The following is a 19,973-nucleotide window of genomic DNA, read 5'->3' on the forward strand; positions in this document are numbered from 1 at the left end:
GTTTTGTCGGTCGAGATGTTTTGCCTGCGCTGCCCCTTTCGCGGGGCAGTGCAGGCAAACGCTTAGGGATCAGGCGATTTCGCGAGAGTCGCGCACCATGTCCACATGCGGGATGCCGGCTTCAAGGAACTCTTCGCTGACGACGCGAAAGCCCAGGCGCTCGTAGAACGGCGTGGCGTGCACCTGGGCACTGAGTGTCTGCTGCTTCAGGTCGCGCTGCTGGGCTTCGATGATGACCGCATTCATCAGTGCATCGCCCACCTTCAGCCCGCGCCAGTCCTTGAGTACCGATACTCGGCCGATAGTGCCGTCGGGCAGCAGGCGGGCGGTACCGATCGGGTAGTCACCCTCCAGGGCCAGGAAGTGCACCGCAGTCGGATCGTCCGAGTCCCACTCGAGCTCTGGCGGTACGTGCTGTTCGGCAATGAACACCGCTTCACGGATACGCCGGATGTCGGCGTTGTCCTTATGCCAGTCGGCGAGGCGCACACGAATCTTATTCATTGGCGAATCCCAGGCTTCCTTGTTTGATCAGCTGCTGTACCAGCATAAGGCCATCTTCATCCTCCAACCACTCTGCAAGGTTTTCGATGTGTAACGCGTCCGCCGCACAGACCAGCTTCAGCAGCTCACGCAGCTTGGCGGGCAGTGGGCAGCTACGGCCGCTGGCGAACAGCATCAGGTCGTCATTGAGCTCGGACCAGGCCATGCGCGCACTTGGGTTACGGATCAGGATGGCGCCATCCTCAAGGGCTTCGATCAGCTCTTTCTCGTTCAGCTCTTCACCCACCACCTGCTCCGGGTAGCGCGGCTCGGTCATGAACTGGCCGAACCAGGTCAGCAGCAGGTCCTTGTCACCCATGTGCTTGTCGAGCAGGCCCTTGAGGCGGTCGAGGGCATCGTGCTGGATCTGGTGCGGGTCGCTGACCGGCTGCGCGTCGGCGTCGCTGTAGCGCTCTTCGTCCGGCAGGAACTGGCCGAGGAAGTCGGTGAAGTGGGTCAGCACTTCGGCGGCGCTCGGGGCACGGAAACCGACCGAGTAGGTCAGGCAGTCGTCCTCGGCTACGCCGTAGTGGGCCAGGCGCGGCGGCAGGTAGAGCATGTCGCCGGGCTCCAGGGTCCACTCACCGCTCTGTTCGAAGTCGGCCAGGATGCGCAGGTCGGCGTGCTCGATCAGCGGGCTGTCGCTGTTGCACATCTGGCCGATCTTCCAGTTGCGCTTGCCGTGGCCTTGCAGCAGGAACACGTCGTAGTTGTCGAAGTGCGGGCCGACGCTGCCACCGGGGGCAGCGAAGCTGACCATCACATCGTCGATGCGCCAGCTGGGCAGGAAGCGGAACTCTTGCAGCAGTTCGGCTACTTCCGGGACGAACTGGTCCACGGCCTGTACCAGCAAGGTCCAGTCACGCTCGGGCAGGGTGGCGAAGACATCTTCCTCGAACGGGCCGCGACGCAGTTCCCAAGGGCGTTCGCCGTGTTCGAGCACCAGGCGCGATTCGACTTCTTCTTCCAGCGCCAGGCCGGCCAGTTCGTCGGGTTCGATCGGGCTGATGAAGTCGGGGAAGGCCTGGCGTACCAGCAGGGGCTTCTTCTGCCAGTAGTCGCGCATGAATTCGCGGGCAGAGATGCCGCCCAGCAGCTGCAGTGGAGTATCAGGATTCATGTTCAACCTATTGAAAAAAGGTAATTTTCGTCCGGGAATAAAAACGCCCGGCTAAGCCGGGCGTTGAACGCGACGGTCAGCTTAGATGCGTTTGGCCTGTGCTGCCGCGTTACCGATGTAGGTAGCAGGGGTCAGCAGCTTGAGCTCGGCCTTGGCGTCGGCTGGCATGTCCAGGCCGTCGATGAAGGTCAGCAGCGCTTCAGGGGTGATGCCCTTGCCACGGGTCAGCTCTTTGAGCTTCTCGTAGGGGTTCTCGATATTGAAGCGGCGCATGACCGTCTGGATCGGCTCGGCCAGCACTTCCCAGCAGGCGTCCAGGTCGGCGGCGATGCGTGCAGTGTTGACTTCCAGCTTGCCGATGCCCTTGAGGCTGGCTTCGTAGGCGATGACGCTGTGTGCGAAGCCCACGCCCAGGTTGCGCAGCACGGTGGAGTCGGTCAGGTCACGCTGCCAGCGCGAGATCGGCAGCTTGCTGGCCAGGTGCTGGAACAGCGCGTTGGCGATACCCAGGTTGCCTTCGGAGTTTTCGAAGTCGATCGGGTTGACCTTGTGCGGCATGGTCGACGAGCCGATTTCGCCCGCGACGGTCTTCTGCTTGAAGTAGCCCAGGGAGATGTAGCCCCACACATCGCGGTCGAAGTCGATGAGGATGGTGTTGAAGCGGGCGATCGCATCGAACAGCTCGGCAATGTAGTCGTGTGGCTCGATCTGGGTGGTGTACGGGTTGAACTGCAGGCCCAGCTCGTCTTCGATGAAGGCGCGGGCGTTGGCTTCCCAGTCGATCTGCGAATAGGCCGACAGGTGGGCGTTGTAGTTGCCTACGGCGCCGTTGATCTTGCCCAGCAGCGGCACGGCGGCCACCTGGGCGATCTGGCGCTCCAGGCGGTACACGACGTTGGCCAGCTCTTTACCCAGGGTGGTCGGCGAAGCCGGTTGACCGTGGGTGCGCGACAGCATCGGCACGTCGGCCAGGGCGTGGGCCTGGGCGCGGATGGCGTCGGCGATCTGGCGCATCAGCGGCAGCAGCACTTCGTCACGGCCGGCGCGCAGCATCAGGGCGTGGGACAGGTTGTTGATGTCCTCGCTGGTGCAGGCGAAGTGGATGAACTCGCTGACCTTGGCCAGCTCAGGCAGCTGGGCAGCCTGCTCCTTGAGCAGGTACTCGATGGCCTTGACGTCGTGGTTGGTGGTGCGCTCGATTTCCTTGACGCGTTCGGCGTGCTCAAGTTTGAAATCGGTGGCCAGGGTGTCCAGCACGGCGTTGGCTTCGGCGGAGAACGCCGGCACTTCGCCGATTTGCGGGTGGGCGGCCAGGCGCTGCAACCAGCGGACTTCGACCAGGGCGCGGAAACGGATCAGGCCGTATTCGCTGAAAATGGGGCGCAAGGCCTGGGTTTTGCCGGCATAACGGCCGTCTACAGGGGAAACCGCAGTGAGCGAGGAAAGCTGCATGGGGTGTTCTCGGACAGTCAGGCTTTTGGAAGGGCGCATATCATACATGAAAAATGCCTGTAGGAGCGGCCTTGCGTCGCGAAAGGGCTGCGCAGCGGCCCCGGCAATCTATGCTGGGGCGGCGATTCTGGGGCTGCTGTGCAGCCCTTTCGCGACGCAAGGCCGCTCCTACAGGTCCGGCGTTTTTCTTCAGGACGGCGTGCGCATCATGTCGTACAGTTCGTTGAGCAGCTTGCGGCGGCTGAACACCAACTGCCAGCGATGGCCGCCCAGTTGGCGCCACAGGCGCGCGGCGCGGATGCCGGCCAGCAGCAGGGCGCGGATCTTCGAGGCGTTGCTGGGCTGCTGCAGGAAGCGCATGTCGCCGTGTACCTGAATACGCTGGCGCAAAGTGCTCAGGGTGTCCTGGTACAAGGCTCCACTGGAAGCGATGACGTTTTCATGAACCAGGCCGAAATGGTCGGCCTGCGACTGGATCTGCGGCAGGCGGTTGCCGATGGTGTCGAGCAGGTCGCCGCGCTTGGCCAGCTGGCGTTCCAGGCCCAGCATCGACAGGGCATAGCGCAGTGGCTCGCGCTGCAGGCTGCTGGGGTCGCGCTCGAGCGCGCCGACCAGGGCGCGGTAACCGTCGCGCAGGTTGAGGTCGTCACCGCCGAACACCTCCAGGGTGTCCTTGGGGTCGCGTACCAGCAGGCTACCCAGCATGCAGCCGATGTTGGCCTCGCTGGCCTGGCCGGTGCGGGCGATGCGGTCGACCAGCACGGCGGCCTGGAACACACCGCCCAGGGCAATCAATTGCTCCTGCAGGTTGCTCATGCGCGCGGGCTCCAGGGCTCGGCGGTCTCGATCACGCCGCCACCCAGGCATACCTCGCCGTCGTAGAACACCACCGACTGGCCGGGCGTCACGGCCCGCTGCGGCTCGTCGAACACCGCGCGGTAGCCGTTTTCGCTGCGCTCAAGGGTACAACCCTGGTCGCCCTGGCGGTAACGCACCTTGGCAGTCAGGCGGCGTGGGCTGGACAGGTCGATTGGGTTGACCCAGTAGATGTCCGAGGCCAGCAAGGCGCGGGAGAACAGCCACGGGTGCTCATTGCCCTGGCCGACCACCAGCACGTTGCGCGAGAGGTCTTTGTCGAGCACGTACCACGGCTCGTCACCGGCATCCTTGAGGCCGCCGATACCCAGGCCCTGGCGCTGGCCGATGGTGTGGTACATCAGGCCATGATGGCGGCCGATGACTTCGCCGTCGGTAGTCTGGATTTCACCTGGCTGGGCCGGCAGGTACTGCTTGAGGAAGTCGCTGAAGCGGCGCTCGCCAATGAAGCAGATACCGGTGGAGTCCTTTTTCTTGGCCGTGGCCAGGCCGTGCTTTTCGGCAATGGCGCGGACTTCGGGTTTTTCCAGTTCGCCGACCGGGAACAGGGTGCGGGCGATTTCCTTGCCGCCGACGGCATGCAGGAAGTAGCTCTGGTCCTTGTTCGGGTCCAGGCCCTTGAGCAGCTCGGTGAGCTCACCGGTGTCGCGGCGGCGCACGTAGTGGCCGGTGGCGATCAGGTCGGCACCCAGCGACAGGGCGTAGTCGAGAAACGCCTTGAACTTGATTTCGCGGTTGCAGAGGATGTCGGGGTTGGGCGTGCGGCCGGCCTTGTATTCTTCGAGGAAGTGCTCGAACACGTGGTCCCAGTACTCGGCGGCGAAGTTGGCGGTGTGCAGCTTGATGCCGATGCGGTCGCACACGGCCTGGGCGTCGGCCAGGTCTTCGCGGGCGGTGCAGTATTCGGTGCCGTCGTCCTCTTCCCAGTTTTTCATGAACAGCCCTTCCACCTGGTAGCCCTGTTCCATGAGCAGAAGGGCGGAGACGGAAGAGTCCACGCCGCCGGACATGCCGACGATGACGCGGGTCTTGGCGGGGTCTTTGAGTGCTGGGCTGGTCATGGCTACCGATGTGTATCAGAGGGGAAAAACGCCGATTCTATCAAACCCGAGGCCGCGCGTCAGTCGCGCAGCAGGGCGAGGCTGTGCAGCGGGCCGGCCAGGTAATCGTCGAGGCAGCGCGCCACCAGCTCGCTGCGCCAGCGGCTAGGGTCGGCGAGCAGCTCGTCGCGGGTCAGCCAGACGGCGCGGACGATGTCGCTGTCCAGCCCCAGGTCGGCGTGATGGCGCACCGGGCGTGCGGCGAAGCAGATGCGCTGGTAGGTCACGCCATTGCTGGGTGCGGTGTACAGGTAGATGCCGACCACGCCGGTCAGTTCGACTTCCCAGGCGGTTTCTTCGAGGGTTTCGCGCAGGGCGGCCTGGGGCAGGGTTTCGTTGGGTTCCAGGTGGCCAGCGGGCTGGTTGAAGACATGCTGGCCAGCTTTGAACTCTTCGACGAAGAGGAATTTGCCCTCATGCTCGACGACGGTGGCGACGGTGATATGGGGTTGCCAAGACACGGTCGATTCTCTCCCTAAGTAGCAAGTTTCAAGCTGCAAGCCACAAGTCGAAGCAGTACGCGGGCTGCTTTGATTTGTGGCTTGCAGCTTGCGGCTAAAAAGCACAAACCCCGGTGCGTGGCCGGGGTTTGCGGTGTTACATCAAGCGAACCTTACAGAGCGGCAATGGCGCTGTTGAAGGTCTGGCTTGGGCGCATTACCTTGGCGGTCAGCTCGGCATCCGTGGCGTAGTAGCCACCGATGTCGGCCGGCTTGCCCTGAACGGCGTTGAGCTCGGCGACGATGGTCGCTTCGTTCTCGGCCAGGGTTTTAGCCAGCGGGGCGAAGCGCGCCTGCAGGGCGGCGTCGTCAGTCTGGGCGGCCAGGGCTTCGGCCCAGTACAGGGTCAGGTAGAAGTGGCTGCCGCGGTTGTCGATACCACCGACTTTGCGCGAAGGCGACTTGTTGGTGTCGAGGAACTTGCCGGTGGCTTGGTCCAGGGTGTTGGCCAGGACCTTGGCTCGCGGGTTGTCGTAGGTGTTGCCCAGGTGCTCCAGGGAAGCGGCCAGGGCCAGGAACTCACCCAGCGAGTCCCAACGCAGGAAGTTCTCTTCGACCAACTGCTGCACGTGCTTGGGTGCCGAACCGCCAGCGCCGGTTTCGAACAGACCGCCGCCGTTCATCAGCGGCACGATCGACAGCATCTTGGCGCTGGTGCCCAGCTCCATGATCGGGAACAGGTCGGTCAGGTAGTCGCGCAGCACGTTGCCGGTCACCGAGATGGTGTCCTTGCCTTCGCGGATGCGGGCCAGGGAGAACTTGATGGCGTCGACCGGTGCCAGGATACGGATGTCCAGGCCGGTGGTGTCGTGATCCTTCAGGTACTGCTGCACCTTCTCGATCATCACGCCGTCGTGGGCGCGCGCCGGGTCCAGCCAGAACACCGCCGGGGTGTTGCTCAGGCGGGCACGGTTGACGGCCAGCTTGACCCAGTCCTGGATCGGCGCGTCCTTGGTCTGGCACATGCGGAAGATGTCACCCGCTTCGACGTTCTGCTGCAGCACGACCTGGCCTTTGCCATCGACCACACGCACCACGCCATCGGCCTGGATCTGGAAGGTCTTGTCGTGGGAGCCGTACTCTTCGGCTTTCTGCGCCATCAGGCCGACGTTCGGTACGCTGCCCATGGTGGTCGGGTCGAAGGCGCCGTTGGCCTTACAGTCTTCGATGGTGGCCTGATAGATGCCGGCGTAGCAGCGGTCCGGGATGATCGCCTTGGCGTCCTGCAGCTCACCAGCGGTGTTCCACATCTTGCCCGAGTCACGGATCATGGCCGGCATCGAGGCGTCGACGATGACGTCGCTCGGCACGTGCAGGTTGGTGATGCCTTTGTCGGAGTTGACCATGGCCAGGGCCGGGCGAACGGCGTACAGCGCCTGGATGTCGGCTTCGATCTCGGCCTGCTTGTCAGCTGGCAGGTCCTTGATGCGGGCGTACAGGTCGCCGATGCCGTTGTTGGCGTTGAAGCCCACTTCAGCCAGTGCGGCGGCGTGCTTGGCCAGTACGTCGTTGTAGAACGCTTCGACGATGACGCCGAACATGATCGGGTCGGAGACCTTCATCATGGTGGCTTTCAGGTGCACCGACAGCAGCACGCCAGAGGCCTTGGCATCGGCGATCTGCTCGGCGATGAAGGCTTGCAGGGCCTTGCGGCTCATGGTGGCGCAGTCGACGATCTCGGCAGCTTTGACCGCAGTCTTGGCTTTCAGAACGGTGGTGGTGCCGTCTTTGCCGACCAGCTCGATGCGCAGGCTGTCGTCAGCCTCGATCAGCGCGGCCTTTTCGCTGCCGTAGAAGTCGCCTTGGGTCATGTGGGCAACGTGCGACTGCGAGTCGGCAGCCCAGGCGCCCATCTTGTGCGGGTGCTTGCGTGCGTAGTTCTTGACCGACAGCGGGGCGCGGCGGTCGGAGTTGCCTTCGCGCAGCACTGGGTTGACGGCGCTGCCCTTGATGCGGTCGTAGCGGGCGCGGGATTCTTTCTCGGCCTCGGTGGACGGCTCGTCGGCGTAATCGGGGATGTTGAAGCCTTTGCCTTGCAGTTCCTTGATCGCGGCCTTGAGCTGCGGTACCGAGGCGCTGATGTTTGGCAGCTTGATGATGTTGGCTTCAGGCGTGGTAGCCAGTTGGCCCAGTTCCGCCAAGTGATCGCCTACTTGCTTCTCGGCGCCCAGTTGCTCCGGGAAAGCCGCGAGTATACGGCCAGCCAGGGAAATGTCGCGAGTTTCGACGGCGATGTCGGCCGAGGCGGTGAACGCTTCGACGATCGGCAGCAGCGAGTAGGTGGCGAGGGCAGGGGCTTCGTCGGTGAAGGTATAGATGATCTTGGAACGGGTGGGCATGCGGTTTAACTCTCTATGTGCTGAGCGTACTCGAGTCTCGAGGTGCGCAGGGTAGGCGCTTCGCCCTGGCGACGCCATGAGCGGAAAGTCGAGAGGCTGCGAGCGGTGATGGTGGATGCATCAGTCGAGCGTCAAGTGCTGAACTGCGGTAACAGCCCAGGCTTCGTGGCCGTTCTTGGCCAAGGGCGAGCCGCATTTTCCAAGGGTTCGCCCCGATGACCCTACGGTCGCGGCGCAGTATATCAAACCAATCGGGCTATTCAGCAAGGCGAAGTGACATCGGCGCCATTTATAAGACCAAAGACGTAGGGGCAATGTGGCGCGTTGTCGCAGCGCTTGCAGGTCAGCAGATGTGGTTTAGGCTCAGTGGATCGCACGATGTCCAATCACACCCGAAAGCGGAGTAGTGCAAGCATGGGATACCAGAAAATCAAGGTTCCGACCGACGGCACCAAGATCACCGTCAATGCAGACCATTCGCTCAATGTGCCCGACAACCCCATCATTCCCTATATCGAAGGCGACGGGATCGGCGTCGATGTCTCGCCGGTGATGATCAAGGTGGTGGATGCTGCCGTACAGAAAGCCTACGGCGGCAAGCGCAAGATTGCCTGGATGGAGGTGTACGCGGGCGAGAAGGCCACACAGGTCTATGACCAGGACACCTGGCTGCCGCAGGAAACCCTCGATGCGGTGCGTGAGTACGTGGTGTCGATCAAGGGCCCGCTGACCACGCCGGTCGGCGGTGGCATCCGCTCACTCAACGTTGCCTTGCGCCAGCAGCTTGACCTGTACGTGTGCCTGCGCCCGGTGGTGTGGTTCCAGGGCGTGCCGAGCCCGGTGAAGAAGCCTGGCGATGTCGATATGGTGATCTTCCGTGAGAACTCCGAAGACATTTATGCGGGCATCGAATGGAAGGCCGGCTCGCCCGAGGCGAACAAGGTGATCAAGTTCCTCAAGGAGGAAATGGGCGTCACCAAGATCCGCTTCGACCAGGACTGCGGCATCGGCGTCAAGCCCGTCTCCAGGGAGGGCACCAAACGCCTGGTGCGCAAGGCGTTGCAATACGTGGTGGACAACGACCGCGAATCGCTCACGCTGGTGCACAAGGGCAACATCATGAAGTTCACCGAAGGCGCCTTCAAGGACTGGGGTTACGAGGTGGCCCGTGATGAGTTTGGCGCCGAGCTGCTCGACGGCGGCCCCTGGATGAAGTTCAACAACCCCAAGACCGGTCGCGAGGTCATCGTCAAGGATGCCATCGCCGACGCCATGCTCCAGCAGATCCTGCTGCGCCCGGCCGAGTACGATGTGATCGCCACCCTCAACCTCAACGGTGACTACCTGTCTGACGCCTTGGCGGCGGAAGTGGGCGGTATCGGCATCGCGCCGGGCGCCAACCTGTCCGACACCGTGGCCATGTTCGAAGCTACCCACGGCACCGCGCCCAAGTATGCCGGGCAGGACAAGGTCAACCCGGGCTCGGTGATTCTGTCGGCAGAGATGATGCTGCGCCACATGGGCTGGACCGAGGCGGCCGACTTGATCATCAAGGGCACCAACGGCGCGATTGCCGCCAAGACCGTGACCTACGACTTCGAGCGCCTGATGGAAGGGGCGAAGCTGGTGGGCAGTTCAGGCTTTGGCGATGAGATGATCAAGCATATGTGAGGCAAGAGAAAACCGGTCGCTTGGCTAAAGAGGCGACCGGTTTTTTCGTATACCGACACGGAGCAGGGTTCAGGCTCTGGCGGTTTCGCTCGCGGTCTGGCTTTGGGCCTTGGCAGCCGCAGCGGTAACGGCGTCCATTATCTTGACCGCGTGCAGGCCTTTGGGGCCCTGGATGATTTCGAATTCCACGGCCTGGCCAGCCTTGAGCGTCTTGTATCCGTCCATCTGGATGGCCGAGTAATGAGCGAACAGGTCATCGGATTTACCATCCTCGTTGATGAATCCGTAGCCCTTGGCATTGTTGAACCACTTGACTTTACCGCTTGCCATCCCTATGTCCCTCTGCAAAGGACTCCATCACTGGAGTATCATCCACTTCATCCGCATACGAACCATGCGAAAAATCTGGTTGACTGCGCGGATCTTTATCGACCACGGTGGGTTCTTATTGGTTGTAACACCGTTTTGCCGATAGTCAAGGTCAGGCGGCGCGTGCGCCGTAGGCGAACTTTGCGCTCAACCGACAACTTTAACCTGTCGATCATGATGAAATTCTTTCCATGCATGCACCTAGTGAGATTCGACTAACATTCAATCAGGATCGCCCGCAATCGAATGAGGACGACGGCTCAGGTCTTGCTGTCCAGGAAGCCAAGCCGATCCTGCAGGCGCCACCGATGTACAAGGTGGTTTTGTTCAATGATGACTACACACCGATGGATTTCGTCGTCGAAGTGCTCGAGACGTTCTTCAGTCTGAACCGCGAGCTGGCGACCAAGATCATGCTGACCGTCCATACCGAGGGGCGGGCAGTGTGCGGATTGTTTACCCGTGACATCGCCGAAACAAAGGCTATGCAGGTCAACCAATACGCCAGGGAAAGCCAGCATCCGCTACTCTGTGAAATCGAGAAGGACGGTTAATCGCCGACCACTTGGGTATGAGGTGAAGCTATGTTAAACCGCGAGCTCGAAGTCACCCTCAATCTGGCCTTCAAGGAGGCTCGTTCGAAACGTCATGAATTCATGACCGTCGAACATCTGCTGCTGGCACTCCTTGACAACGAGGCTGCCGCGACCGTTCTGCGCGCCTGTGGCGCCAATCTCGACAAACTCAAGCACGACCTGCAAGAGTTCATCGATTCCACCACGCCCCTGATTCCGGTCAACGATGAAGACCGCGAGACCCAGCCAACCCTGGGCTTCCAGCGTGTGCTGCAGCGTGCCGTGTTCCATGTGCAAAGCTCCGGCAAGCGCGAAGTGACCGGCGCCAACGTGCTGGTGGCGATCTTCAGCGAACAGGAAAGCCAGGCCGTGTTCCTGCTCAAGCAGCAGAGCGTGGCCCGGATCGACGTGGTCAACTACATCGCCCATGGCATTTCCAAGGTGCCGGGCCATGGCCCGAACACTGAAGGCGACCAGGAAATGCAGGACGAGGACGGTGGCGAAACGTCATCGTCGAGCAACCCGCTGGATGCTTACGCCAGCAACCTGAACGAGCTGGCCCGCGCCGGGCGCATCGACCCGCTGGTCGGGCGCGAGCAGGAGGTCGAGCGCGTCGCGCAGATTCTGGCGCGTCGGCGCAAGAACAACCCGCTGCTGGTGGGTGAGGCCGGGGTGGGCAAAACTGCCATTGCCGAAGGCCTGGCCAAGCGTATCGTCGACGGTCAGGTGCCTGACCTGCTGGCCCAGAGCGTGGTGTACTCCCTCGACCTGGGTGCGCTGCTGGCCGGCACCAAGTACCGTGGCGACTTCGAGAAGCGTTTCAAGGCGCTGCTCGGCGAGCTGCGCAAACGCCCGCAGGCGATACTGTTCATCGATGAGATCCACACCATCATCGGTGCCGGTGCGGCGTCTGGTGGGGTCATGGATGCATCCAACCTGCTCAAGCCGCTGCTGTCGTCTGGCGACATTCGCTGCATTGGCTCGACTACCTTCCAAGAGTTTCGCGGCATCTTCGAGAAGGACCGTGCCCTGGCGCGACGCTTCCAGAAGGTCGATGTCAGCGAGCCTTCGGTGGAAGACACCGTTGGCATCCTGCGCGGGCTCAAGGGCCGGTTCGAGAGCCATCACAACATCGAGTACAGCGACGAAGCCCTGCGCGCCGCCGCCGAGCTGGCCTCGCGCTACATCAATGACCGGCACATGCCGGACAAGGCCATCGACGTGATCGACGAGGCGGGTGCCTACCAGCGCCTGCAGCCAGAGGCGAACCGGGTCAAACGCATCGACGTGCCGCAAGTTGAAGACATCGTCGCCAAGATTGCACGGATTCCGCCGAAGCATGTCAGCAGCTCCGACAAGGAACTGTTGCGTAACCTGGAGCGTGACCTGAAGCTGACCGTGTTCGGGCAGGACCCTGCCATCGACTCGCTGTCGACCGCGATCAAGCTGTCTCGTGCTGGGCTCAAGGCACCCGACAAGCCGGTCGGCTCGTTCCTGTTCGCCGGGCCTACCGGTGTCGGCAAGACCGAAGCGGCGCGGCAGCTGGCCAAGGCGCTGGGCGTAGAGCTGGTGCGCTTCGACATGTCCGAGTACATGGAGCGGCATACCGTTTCGCGCCTGATCGGTGCCCCGCCCGGTTATGTCGGGTTCGACCAGGGTGGCCTGTTGACCGAGGCAATCACCAAGCAGCCGCATTGCGTCCTGCTGCTGGACGAAATCGAGAAGGCCCACCCGGAAGTCTTCAACCTGCTGCTGCAGGTGATGGACCATGGCACGCTGACCGACAACAACGGGCGCAAGGCGGACTTCCGTAACGTGATCCTGATCATGACCACCAACGCCGGGGCTGAAACCGCGGCGCGGGCTTCGATCGGGTTTACCCATCAGGACCATGCGTCCGATGCCATGGAAGTCATCCGCAAGAGCTTCACACCGGAGTTCCGTAACCGTCTGGACACCATCATCCAGTTTGGCCGCCTGAGCCACGAGACGATCAAGAGCATCGTCGACAAGTTCCTCATCGAGCTGCAGGCCCAGCTGGAAGACAAGCGTGTGCTGCTGGAAGTCAGCGATGACGCCCGCGGCTGGCTGGCGGCCTCGGGCTACGATGTGCAGATGGGTGCGCGGCCAATGGCGCGGCTGATCCAGGACAAGATCAAGCGGCCACTGGCCGAGGAGATCCTGTTTGGCGAGCTGGCCGAACATGGTGGCGTGGTGCACGTCGACCTGCGCGATGGCGAACTGGTGTTCGACTTCGAGACCACGGCTGAGGTGGCGTGACAGTGGGGCCGCTATGCGGCCCTTTCTCACCGTACCTACAGGTTACCGCGATCCTGTAGGAGCGGCCTTGCGTCGCGAAAGGAGGGCAAAACCCTCCCAGTTCTCCAAGCCAAAAAAAAGCCCGGCACATGGCCGGGCTTTTTCATGGCTTGGGCTTAGCGCGCACGGTAAGTGATGCGGCCTTTGCTCAGGTCGTAAGGTGTCAGTTCGACGCGGACCTTGTCGCCAGTGAGAATACGAATGTAGTTCTTGCGCATCTTTCCGGAGATGTGCGCGGTTACGACGTGCCCGTTTTCCAACTCCACGCGGAACATGGTGTTGGGCAGGGTGTCGACGACAGTACCTTCCATTTCGAAGCTGTCTTCTTTCGACATGCAGTTGAGCCCTCGGTGTCCAGTGTTGGCCCGACGCATAACCGCACCGGGCAAAAAAGTGGCGTGGATTATGCCGGAAAATAGTGTTTCAAGCCAATGCTTTCAGTTGAGGGTGACCCAGCGCTGGTTGATCAGCAGCTCGATGGGGCGATACTGCGTCTTGTAGTTCATCTTCTTGCAGTTCTTGATCCAGTAACCGAGGTAAACCGCCTCAAGATTCTGGCGCAGGGCTTCGGTGATCTGCCAGAGGATGGCGAAACGGCCCAGGCTGCGGCGCTCTTCATCGGGCTCGTAGAAGGTGTACACCGCCGACAGGCCGTTAGGCAGCAGGTCGCACACCGCCACCGCCAGCAGGCGCCCTGCCAGGCGGAACTCGTAGAACCAGCAGAACGGCAGGTCGCGCACCAGGAAGGTGGAGAACTGGTCGCGGCTGGGCGGGTACATGTCGCCGTCGGCGTGACGGGTCTCGATGTAGCGCCGGTACAGGTCGAAGTACTCTTCCTTGAATGCCGGGCGTGCCGCGGTCACGGTCAGGTCGGCGTTGCGCTTGAGGATGCGGCGCTGCTGGCGGTTGGGGATGAAGCGCGCCGTCGGAATGCGCGCCGGCACGCAGGCATTGCAGTTTTGGCAGTGGGGGCGGTAAAGGTGGTCGCCGCTGCGCCGAAAACCCATTTCAGACAGGTCGGCATAGACGTTCACGTCCATCGGCTGGCTGGGGTCGAGAAACAGCGTGGTGGCCTGCTCCTCGGGCAGGTAGCTGCAGGAGTGGGGCTGAGTGGCATAGAACTTCAACCGCGCCAACTCTGTCATGATCAACCCCTTCGGTGAGACTTTGCCTTTAAGTGTAAGCCAGCTCTGGGAACTCGCCTAGGGAACCCAGGTGGCGCTGTTGGGCTGGTCGAGGTAGCGCGCGAGGTACCCGGCGAACTCGGCGCGGCTGATGGCGCGGGCGCCAAGGCTGTGCAGGTGGTTGGTCGGCATCTGGCAGTCGATCAGGACAAAACCGGCCTGGCGCAGGTGCGTGACCAGCGTGACGAAGCCGACCTTGGAGGCATTGTCGGCACGGCTGAACATCGACTCGCCGAAGAACAGGCGGCCCATGGCCAGGCCGTACAGGCCGCCGACCAGCTCACCGTCCTGGCGCACTTCCACTGAATGGGCATGGCCGCGACGGTGCAGCTCGCAGTAGGCGGCGCGCATGGTGTCGGTGATCCAGGTGCCGTCGGCATAGTCGCGGGGTGCGGCGCAGGCGGCGATCACGGCGGCGAAGTCGGTGTCGAAGGTGACCTGGTAGTGGCCCTGGCGGATGAACTTGGCCAGCGAGCGCGAGACGTGCAGCTCATCTGGCAACAGCACCGTGCGGGGGTTGGGTGACCACCAGAGGATCGGCTGGCCCTCCTGGTACCAAGGGAAGCAGCCATGGCGGTAGGCCTGCACCAGGCGTTCGGGGCTCAGGTCGCCGCCGGCGGCGAGCAGGCCGTTGGGTTCATGCAGGGCCTTTTCCAGGGGCGGGAAGGTCAGCGAGTCGCGGGTCAGCCAGGTGAGCATGGTCTATTGTGCGGTGGGGGAGGGGAGCGGCCAGCATGGCGCGGCTGAAAAGCAGGGTCAATCGCTGTCGTTCATTCGCCAAGGTACGGGCAACCGTTTAGGTAATTTCCTGCACATTCATGAGGCCACAGGCACCATCCGGGACATTTGCTGTCATACCTGTGCAAAAACACAGCATAAGCCTTTGTCACAAAAGAAAATGCATGCTCAAATTGCAGCTAAGTGAAAGTAGCCCCCTCAAGCCCATGTGCGGCGCGCCGTCATGGCGGCTGACGGGCAGTAATGTTAAAAGTAGTGGTTCATTGGCCATGCATTGGCCGATCACTATTGGACGCGCAGCACGCGCAGGAATAGACGCGTTTTGAAGAAATCCACCGCAACTCCAGCTCCCTTGCCAGTGCCCCTGTGGCGGCAGCAGCTGCACTATCGCCTGAAGGAAGGTGCGTTGATCGCCGTCGGCGCCATGTGCCTGTACCTGTGGATGGCGCTGCTGACCTACGACACGTCCGACCCTGGCTTCAGCCACACCAGCAACGTCGACCAGGTGCAGAACGCCGCCGGGCGAGCAGGGGCCTACTTCGCCGACATCCTGTTCATGGTGCTGGGCTATTTCGCCTACATCTTCCCGCTGCTGCTGGCGATCAAGACCTTGCAGATCTTCCGCGAACGCCACCAGGCCTGGGAATGGAGCGGCTGGCTGTTCTCCTGGCGGCTCATCGGGCTGGTGTTCCTGGTGCTGTCGGGCGCGGCCCTGGCGCATATCCATTTCCACCCGCCGGCGAGCATACCGTTCTCTGCCGGGGGCGCCCTGGGCGAAAGCCTGGGCGAGCTGGCGCGCAACCTGCTGAACGTGCAGGGCAGCACGCTGATGTTCATTGCCTTGTTCCTGTTTGGCCTGACGGTGTTCACCGACCTGTCCTGGTTCAAGGTGATGGACCTTACCGGCAAGATCACCCTTGACCTGTTCGAACTGGTGCAAGGCGCCGCCAACCGCTGGTGGGAAGCCCGCAACGAGCGCAAGCGCCTGGAGGCGCAGTTGCGCGAGGTCGATGAACCTGACTTCGGCGTGGCGCCCATGGTGGCCCAGAAGCGCGACCCGGCCAAGCCACAGCTGCGCGAGCGCAGCGTCGAGCGTGACGATGTGCCCGCCCGGCCTGTAGCCGCGCCGCCTGCTGCGCCGCGTGAACCCGTGGTGGCGCGTGAGGCCGTTGTGCCCCGCGAGCAACCTGCGGCCCCGGTAATCGTCCCGCCCGCGCCGGCCAAGGCGCCGGAACCGAGCAAGCGGGTGATGAAGGAGAAGCAGGCGCCGCTGTTCGTCGACAGCGCCGTGGAAGGCACGTTGCCGTCCATTTCCATCCTCGACCCGGCCGAGCAGAAGAAGATCGAGTATTCGCCAGAATCCCTGGCCGGCGTCGGCCAGCTGCTGGAAATCAAGCTCAAGGAATTCGGCGTGGAAGTCTCGGTGGACTCCATCCACCCAGGCCCGGTCATTACCCGTTACGAGATCCAGCCAGCGGCCGGGGTAAAGGTCAGCCGTATCGCCAACCTGGCCAAGGACCTGGCGCGCTCCCTGGCAGTGACCAGCGTACGGGTGGTCGAGGTGATCCCGGGCAAAACCACTGTGGGTATCGAGATCCCCAACGAAAACCGGCAGATGGTGCGCTTCTCCGAAGTGCTGTCGTCGCCGCTGTTCGACGAATCCAAATCACCGGTCGCGCTGGCCCTGGGCCACGACATCGGCGGCAAGCCGGTCATCACCGACCTGGCCAAGATGCCGCACCTGCTGGTCGCCGGTACCACTGGCTCCGGTAAGTCGGTGGGTGTGAACGCGATGATCCTGTCGATCCTGTTCAAGTCCGGGCCCGAAGATGCGCGGCTGATCATGATCGACCCGAAGATGCTCGAACTGTCGATCTACGAAGGCATCCCGCACCTGCTGTGCCCGGTGGTCACCGACATGAAGGATGCCGCCAACGCGCTGCGCTGGAGCGTTGCCGAGATGGAGCGGCGTTACAAACTGATGGCCGCCATGGGTGTGCGTAACCTGGCCGGCTTCAACCGCAAGATCAAGGATGCCCAGGAAGCCGGCGAGGTCATTCACGACCCGCTGTACCGCCGCGAGAGCATGGACGACGAGCCGCCAGCCCTGAAGACCCTGCCGACCATCGTGGTAGTGGTGGACGAGTTTGCCGACATGATGATGATCGTCGGCAAGAAGGTCGAAGAGCTGATCGCGCGTATCGCCCAGAAGGCGCGGGCTGCCGGTATTCACCTGATCCTCGCCACCCAGCGTCCGTCGGTTGACGTGATCACTGGCCTGATCAAGGCCAACATCCCGACCCGCATGGCGTTCCAGGTGTCGAGCAAGATCGACTCGCGCACCATCATCGACCAAGGCGGTGCCGAGCAGTTGCTTGGCCACGGTGACATGCTGTACATGCCACCGGGCACCAGCCTGCCGATTCGCGTGCATGGCGCGTTCGTTTCCGACGACGAAGTGCACCGCACGGTGGAGGCCTGGAAGCTACGTGGCGCGCCGGACTACAACGACGACATCCTCAACGGCGTCGAAGAGGCTGGCAGCGGCTTCGAAGGCGGTGGTGGTGGCGGTGACGGCGACGATTCGGAAAGCGATGCGCTGTATGATGAGGCGGTGCAATTCGTGCTAGAAAGCCGTCGAGCCTCCATTTCGGCGGTGCAGCGCAAGCTGAAGATCGGCTACAACCGCGCCGCACGCATGATCGAGGCGATGGAGATGGCCGGTGTGGTCACCCCCATGAACAGCAACGGCTCGCGGGAAGTGATTGCCCCAGGCGGCCCGCGCGATTGATGAACACATTGCCGGGCGCCTCGAGGGCGCCTGGTTCATAGACTGCCCTACGAGGATTTCCATGCGCGCGATTCGCATGCTGTTGGTTTCTGCCCTGGCCATGGGCTCTGTGTCGGCCCACGCCGGCGAGCTGGACGTAAAGCGCCTGACCCAGTTGCTGGAAAAGTCGCAAACCATCGATGCCAAGTTCTCTCAACTGACGTTGGGTGCCGATGGCACCAGCCTGCAGGAAACTGCCGGGCAGATGACCGTGAAGCGCCCGGGCCTGTTCTACTGGCATACCGATGCCCCGCAGGAGCAGGTAGTGGTGTCCGATGGCAAGATGGTCACCCTGTGGGACCCGGACCTGGAACAGGCCACCATCAAGAAGCTTGATGTGCGCCTGAACCAGACCCCGGCGTTGTTGCTGTCCGGTGACGTGTCGAAGATCAGCCAGAGCTTCGATATCGACTCCAAGGAGCAGGGCGAAGTGATGGACTTCACCTTGAAGCCGAAAACCAAGGACACCCTGTTCGACTCGCTGCGTGTTTCGTTCCGCAAGGGCCTGATCAATGACATGCAACTGATCGACAGCGTCGGCCAGCGCACCAACATCCTGTTCACCGGGGTGAAGGCCAACCAGGCGGTGCCGGACAGCAAGTTCAAGTTCGATGTCCCGAAAGGCGCGGACATCATCCAGGAGTAAGCGGAGCCCGTGATGGACCTGTTTCGAAGCGAACCCGTCGCCCAGCCCCTGGCTGCTCGCCTGCGCCCGTCCAACCTGGACGAGTACGTCGGCCAGGAGCACCTGCTGGCGCGCGGCAAGCCGCTGCGCGAGGCGCTGGAGCAGGGGGCTTTGCACTCGATGATCTTCTGGGGCCCGCCCGGGGTCGGCAAGACCACCCTGGCGCGGTTGCTGGCGCAGTTCTGTGATGCCCACTTCGAAACCGTCTCGGCGGTGCTGGCGGGGGTCAAGGAAATTCGCCAGGCGGTCGAGGTGGCCAAGCAGCAGGCGGCCCAGTATGGCCGTCGGACCATCCTGTTCGTCGACGAAGTGCACCGCTTCAACAAGTCCCAGCAGGACGCTTTTCTGCCCTATGTGGAAGACGGCACGCTGATCTTCATCGGCGCCACCACTGAAAACCCCTCCTTTGAGCTGAACAATGCCTTGCTCTCGCGGGCGCGGGTGTATGTGCTCAAGAGCCTGGACGAGCCGGCCCTGCGCAAGTTGGTCGACCGGGCCCTCAGCGAGGAGCGCGGCCTGGGTCAGCACAACCTGCGGGTTGGCGACGAGGCCTTCAAGATGCTCATGGCTGCCGCCGACGGCGATGGCCGACGCATGCTCAATTTTCTCGAAAATGCCTCGGACCTGGCTGAAGATGGCAGCGAAATTGCTGTCGAGCTGCTGCAAAGCCTGCTCGGCGACAGCCGCCGCCGTTTCGATAAAGGGGGCGAGGCGTTCTATGACCAGATCTCGGCGCTGCACAAGTCGGTGCGCGGCTCCAACCCCGATGCGGCCTTGTACTGGTTCGCGCGCATGCTCGATGGTGGCTGCGACCCGCTGTACATCGCCCGCCGCGTGGTGCGCATGGCCAGCGAAGACATCGGCAACGCCGACCCTCGTGCCTTGAGCCTGTGCCTGTCGGCCTGGGACGTGCAAGAGCGCCTGGGCAGTCCCGAGGGGGAGCTGGCAGTCGCCCAGGCCATCACCTATATCGCCTGCGCGCCGAAGAGCAACGCGGTGTACATGGGCTTCAAGACCGCCCTGCGCGAGGCCGCCGAGCACGGCTCGCTGGAGGTGCCGCTGCACCTGCGCAACGCCCCGACCAAATTGATGAAGCAACTGGGCTATGGCGATGAGTACCGCTACGCCCATGACGAGCCCGATGCCTACGCGGCGGGTGAAGATTACTTCCCCGACCAGCTTGAACCCCGCCAGTACTATCAGCCCGTCCCCCGTGGCCTGGAGCTGAAGATCGGCGAGAAACTTCGGCACCTGGCCGAGCTGGATCGCAGCAGCCCCCGGCAACGGAGAAAACCGTGATTGCACTGATCGCCGCCGTCAGTGCGGGCGGTGTCGCCGGCACGTTGCTGCGCTTTGCCACCGCGAACTGGGTGGTTGCCCACTGGCCACGGCACTTCTATCTCGGTACGCTGGCGGTCAACCTGATCGGCTGCCTGCTGATCGGCCTGCTCTACGGCCTGTTCTTGCACAAGCCGATGGTGCCGGCCGAGCTGCGCGCCGGCCTGATGGTCGGCTTTCTTGGCGGCTTGACGACGTTTTCCTCTTTTTCGCTCGATACCGTACGCCTCATGGAAAGCGGGCAGATGCCCCTGGCTTTGGGCTATACCGGTATCAGCGTGGTGGGCGGGCTGCTCGCGACCTGGGCCGGCCTGTCCCTGACCCGATTCTGAAC

Annotated in this window: 19 protein-coding genes; 8 read left to right on the forward strand and 11 right to left on the reverse strand. The window is 62.7% G+C overall.

Translation table 11 applies throughout. The features are described 5' to 3' along the window. Positions 1 to 69: 69 nt before the first annotated feature. From LJX93_RS08710 to LJX93_RS08740, 7 genes are all read right to left on the reverse strand, one after another. Positions 70 to 504 (reverse strand): GNAT family N-acetyltransferase, encoded by a 435-nt coding sequence (locus tag LJX93_RS08710; RefSeq protein ID WP_033696724.1) that lies wholly within the window; start codon positions 502 to 504, stop codon positions 70 to 72. Then, on the reverse strand, positions 497 to 1,663 hold the full coding sequence (locus tag LJX93_RS08715) for a cupin domain-containing protein (protein ID WP_033696725.1): 1,167 nt from the start codon (positions 1,661 to 1,663) through the stop codon (positions 497 to 499). The genes LJX93_RS08710 and LJX93_RS08715 overlap by 8 nt, the downstream gene beginning before the upstream one ends. A gap of 81 nt (positions 1,664 to 1,744) precedes the next feature. Further along, positions 1,745 to 3,115, reverse strand: a complete 1,371-nt coding sequence (gene purB / locus LJX93_RS08720) for an adenylosuccinate lyase (protein ID WP_033699922.1) — start codon at positions 3,113 to 3,115, stop codon at positions 1,745 to 1,747. A 189-nt stretch (positions 3,116 to 3,304) separates the two neighbouring features. Beyond that, entirely contained in the window at positions 3,305 to 3,931 is a 627-nt protein-coding gene (gene hflD, locus LJX93_RS08725; protein WP_047581833.1) for a high frequency lysogenization protein HflD, read from the reverse strand. Then, the gene (gene mnmA, locus LJX93_RS08730; protein ID WP_033696727.1) at positions 3,928 to 5,052 is read right to left on the reverse strand and encodes a tRNA 2-thiouridine(34) synthase MnmA; all 1,125 of its coding nucleotides are present in this window, start codon (positions 5,050 to 5,052) and stop codon (positions 3,928 to 3,930) included. Before mnmA ends, hflD begins: the two co-directional genes overlap by 4 nt. A 59-nt stretch (positions 5,053 to 5,111) precedes the next feature. Then, positions 5,112 to 5,552, reverse strand: a complete 441-nt coding sequence (locus LJX93_RS08735; protein ID WP_033696728.1) for an NUDIX hydrolase — start codon at positions 5,550 to 5,552, stop codon at positions 5,112 to 5,114. A 152-nt stretch (positions 5,553 to 5,704) separates the two neighbouring features. Continuing rightward, positions 5,705 to 7,930, reverse strand: coding sequence for an NADP-dependent isocitrate dehydrogenase (locus tag LJX93_RS08740; RefSeq protein ID WP_033696729.1), 2,226 nt, complete (start codon positions 7,928 to 7,930; stop codon positions 5,705 to 5,707). A 414-nt stretch (positions 7,931 to 8,344) separates the two neighbouring features. Here LJX93_RS08740 and icd point away from each other — a divergent pair, with 414 nt between their 5' ends. Continuing rightward, positions 8,345 to 9,601 (forward strand): NADP-dependent isocitrate dehydrogenase, encoded by a 1,257-nt coding sequence (gene icd / locus LJX93_RS08745; protein WP_033696730.1) that lies wholly within the window; start codon positions 8,345 to 8,347, stop codon positions 9,599 to 9,601. Positions 9,602 to 9,670: 69 nt separating this feature from the next. On the opposite strand, the gene cspD is transcribed toward icd, so the two are convergent. After that, positions 9,671 to 9,931, reverse strand: coding sequence for a cold shock domain-containing protein CspD (gene cspD, locus LJX93_RS08750; protein ID WP_033696731.1), 261 nt, complete (start codon positions 9,929 to 9,931; stop codon positions 9,671 to 9,673). Positions 9,932 to 10,161: 230 nt separating this feature from the next. Between cspD and clpS the strand changes: the two genes are divergently transcribed. Together clpS and clpA are read left to right on the forward strand one after the other, a co-directional pair. Continuing rightward, positions 10,162 to 10,524: an ATP-dependent Clp protease adapter ClpS gene (clpS, locus tag LJX93_RS08755; protein WP_003251220.1), complete on the forward strand. Its 363-nt coding sequence runs from the start codon at positions 10,162 to 10,164 to the stop codon at positions 10,522 to 10,524. A 30-nt stretch (positions 10,525 to 10,554) separates the two neighbouring features. Then, positions 10,555 to 12,825 carry an ATP-dependent Clp protease ATP-binding subunit ClpA gene (clpA, locus tag LJX93_RS08760; RefSeq protein WP_033696733.1) on the forward strand — a complete coding sequence of 757 codons (2,271 nt, stop codon included), beginning with the start codon at positions 10,555 to 10,557 and terminating at the stop codon, positions 12,823 to 12,825. 155 nt (positions 12,826 to 12,980) lie between these two features. Here the strand turns inward: clpA and infA are convergent, their stop codons facing one another. From infA to aat, 3 genes are all read right to left on the reverse strand, one after another. Next, positions 12,981 to 13,199, reverse strand: a complete 219-nt coding sequence (infA, locus tag LJX93_RS08765) for a translation initiation factor IF-1 (RefSeq protein ID WP_002553999.1) — start codon at positions 13,197 to 13,199, stop codon at positions 12,981 to 12,983. A 102-nt stretch (positions 13,200 to 13,301) separates the two neighbouring features. Beyond that, positions 13,302 to 14,009, reverse strand: a complete 708-nt coding sequence (locus LJX93_RS08770) for an arginyltransferase (RefSeq protein WP_033696734.1) — start codon at positions 14,007 to 14,009, stop codon at positions 13,302 to 13,304. Between the two features lie 57 nt (positions 14,010 to 14,066). Next, positions 14,067 to 14,747, reverse strand: coding sequence for a leucyl/phenylalanyl-tRNA--protein transferase (gene aat / locus LJX93_RS08775; RefSeq protein WP_047581837.1), 681 nt, complete (start codon positions 14,745 to 14,747; stop codon positions 14,067 to 14,069). On the opposite strand from aat, the gene LJX93_RS08780 reads away from it, so the two are divergent. From LJX93_RS08780 to crcB, 5 genes are all read left to right on the forward strand, one after another. After that, positions 14,740 to 14,973 (forward strand): hypothetical protein, encoded by a 234-nt coding sequence (locus LJX93_RS08780; protein WP_143500745.1) that lies wholly within the window; start codon positions 14,740 to 14,742, stop codon positions 14,971 to 14,973. The genes aat and LJX93_RS08780 overlap by 8 nt on opposite strands. Before the next feature lie 87 nt (positions 14,974 to 15,060). Beyond that, the gene (locus LJX93_RS08785) at positions 15,061 to 17,577 is read left to right on the forward strand and encodes a DNA translocase FtsK (protein ID WP_371856424.1); all 2,517 of its coding nucleotides are present in this window, start codon (positions 15,061 to 15,063) and stop codon (positions 17,575 to 17,577) included. 61 nt (positions 17,578 to 17,638) lie between these two features. Beyond that, the gene (gene lolA / locus LJX93_RS08790; RefSeq protein WP_033696739.1) at positions 17,639 to 18,262 is read left to right on the forward strand and encodes an outer membrane lipoprotein chaperone LolA; all 624 of its coding nucleotides are present in this window, start codon (positions 17,639 to 17,641) and stop codon (positions 18,260 to 18,262) included. Between the two features lie 12 nt (positions 18,263 to 18,274). After that, positions 18,275 to 19,600 carry a replication-associated recombination protein A gene (locus tag LJX93_RS08795; RefSeq protein ID WP_033696740.1) on the forward strand — a complete coding sequence of 442 codons (1,326 nt, stop codon included), beginning with the start codon at positions 18,275 to 18,277 and terminating at the stop codon, positions 19,598 to 19,600. Then, positions 19,597 to 19,971, forward strand: coding sequence for a fluoride efflux transporter CrcB (gene crcB / locus LJX93_RS08800; protein ID WP_033696741.1), 375 nt, complete (start codon positions 19,597 to 19,599; stop codon positions 19,969 to 19,971). The genes LJX93_RS08795 and crcB overlap by 4 nt, the downstream gene beginning before the upstream one ends. The last annotated feature ends 2 nt before the right edge of the window (positions 19,972 to 19,973 follow it).

Origin of the sequence: Pseudomonas sp. HN2-3, assembly GCF_020691745.1 — a bacterium.
GTDB lineage: Bacteria > Pseudomonadota > Gammaproteobacteria > Pseudomonadales > Pseudomonadaceae > Aquipseudomonas > Aquipseudomonas capeferrum.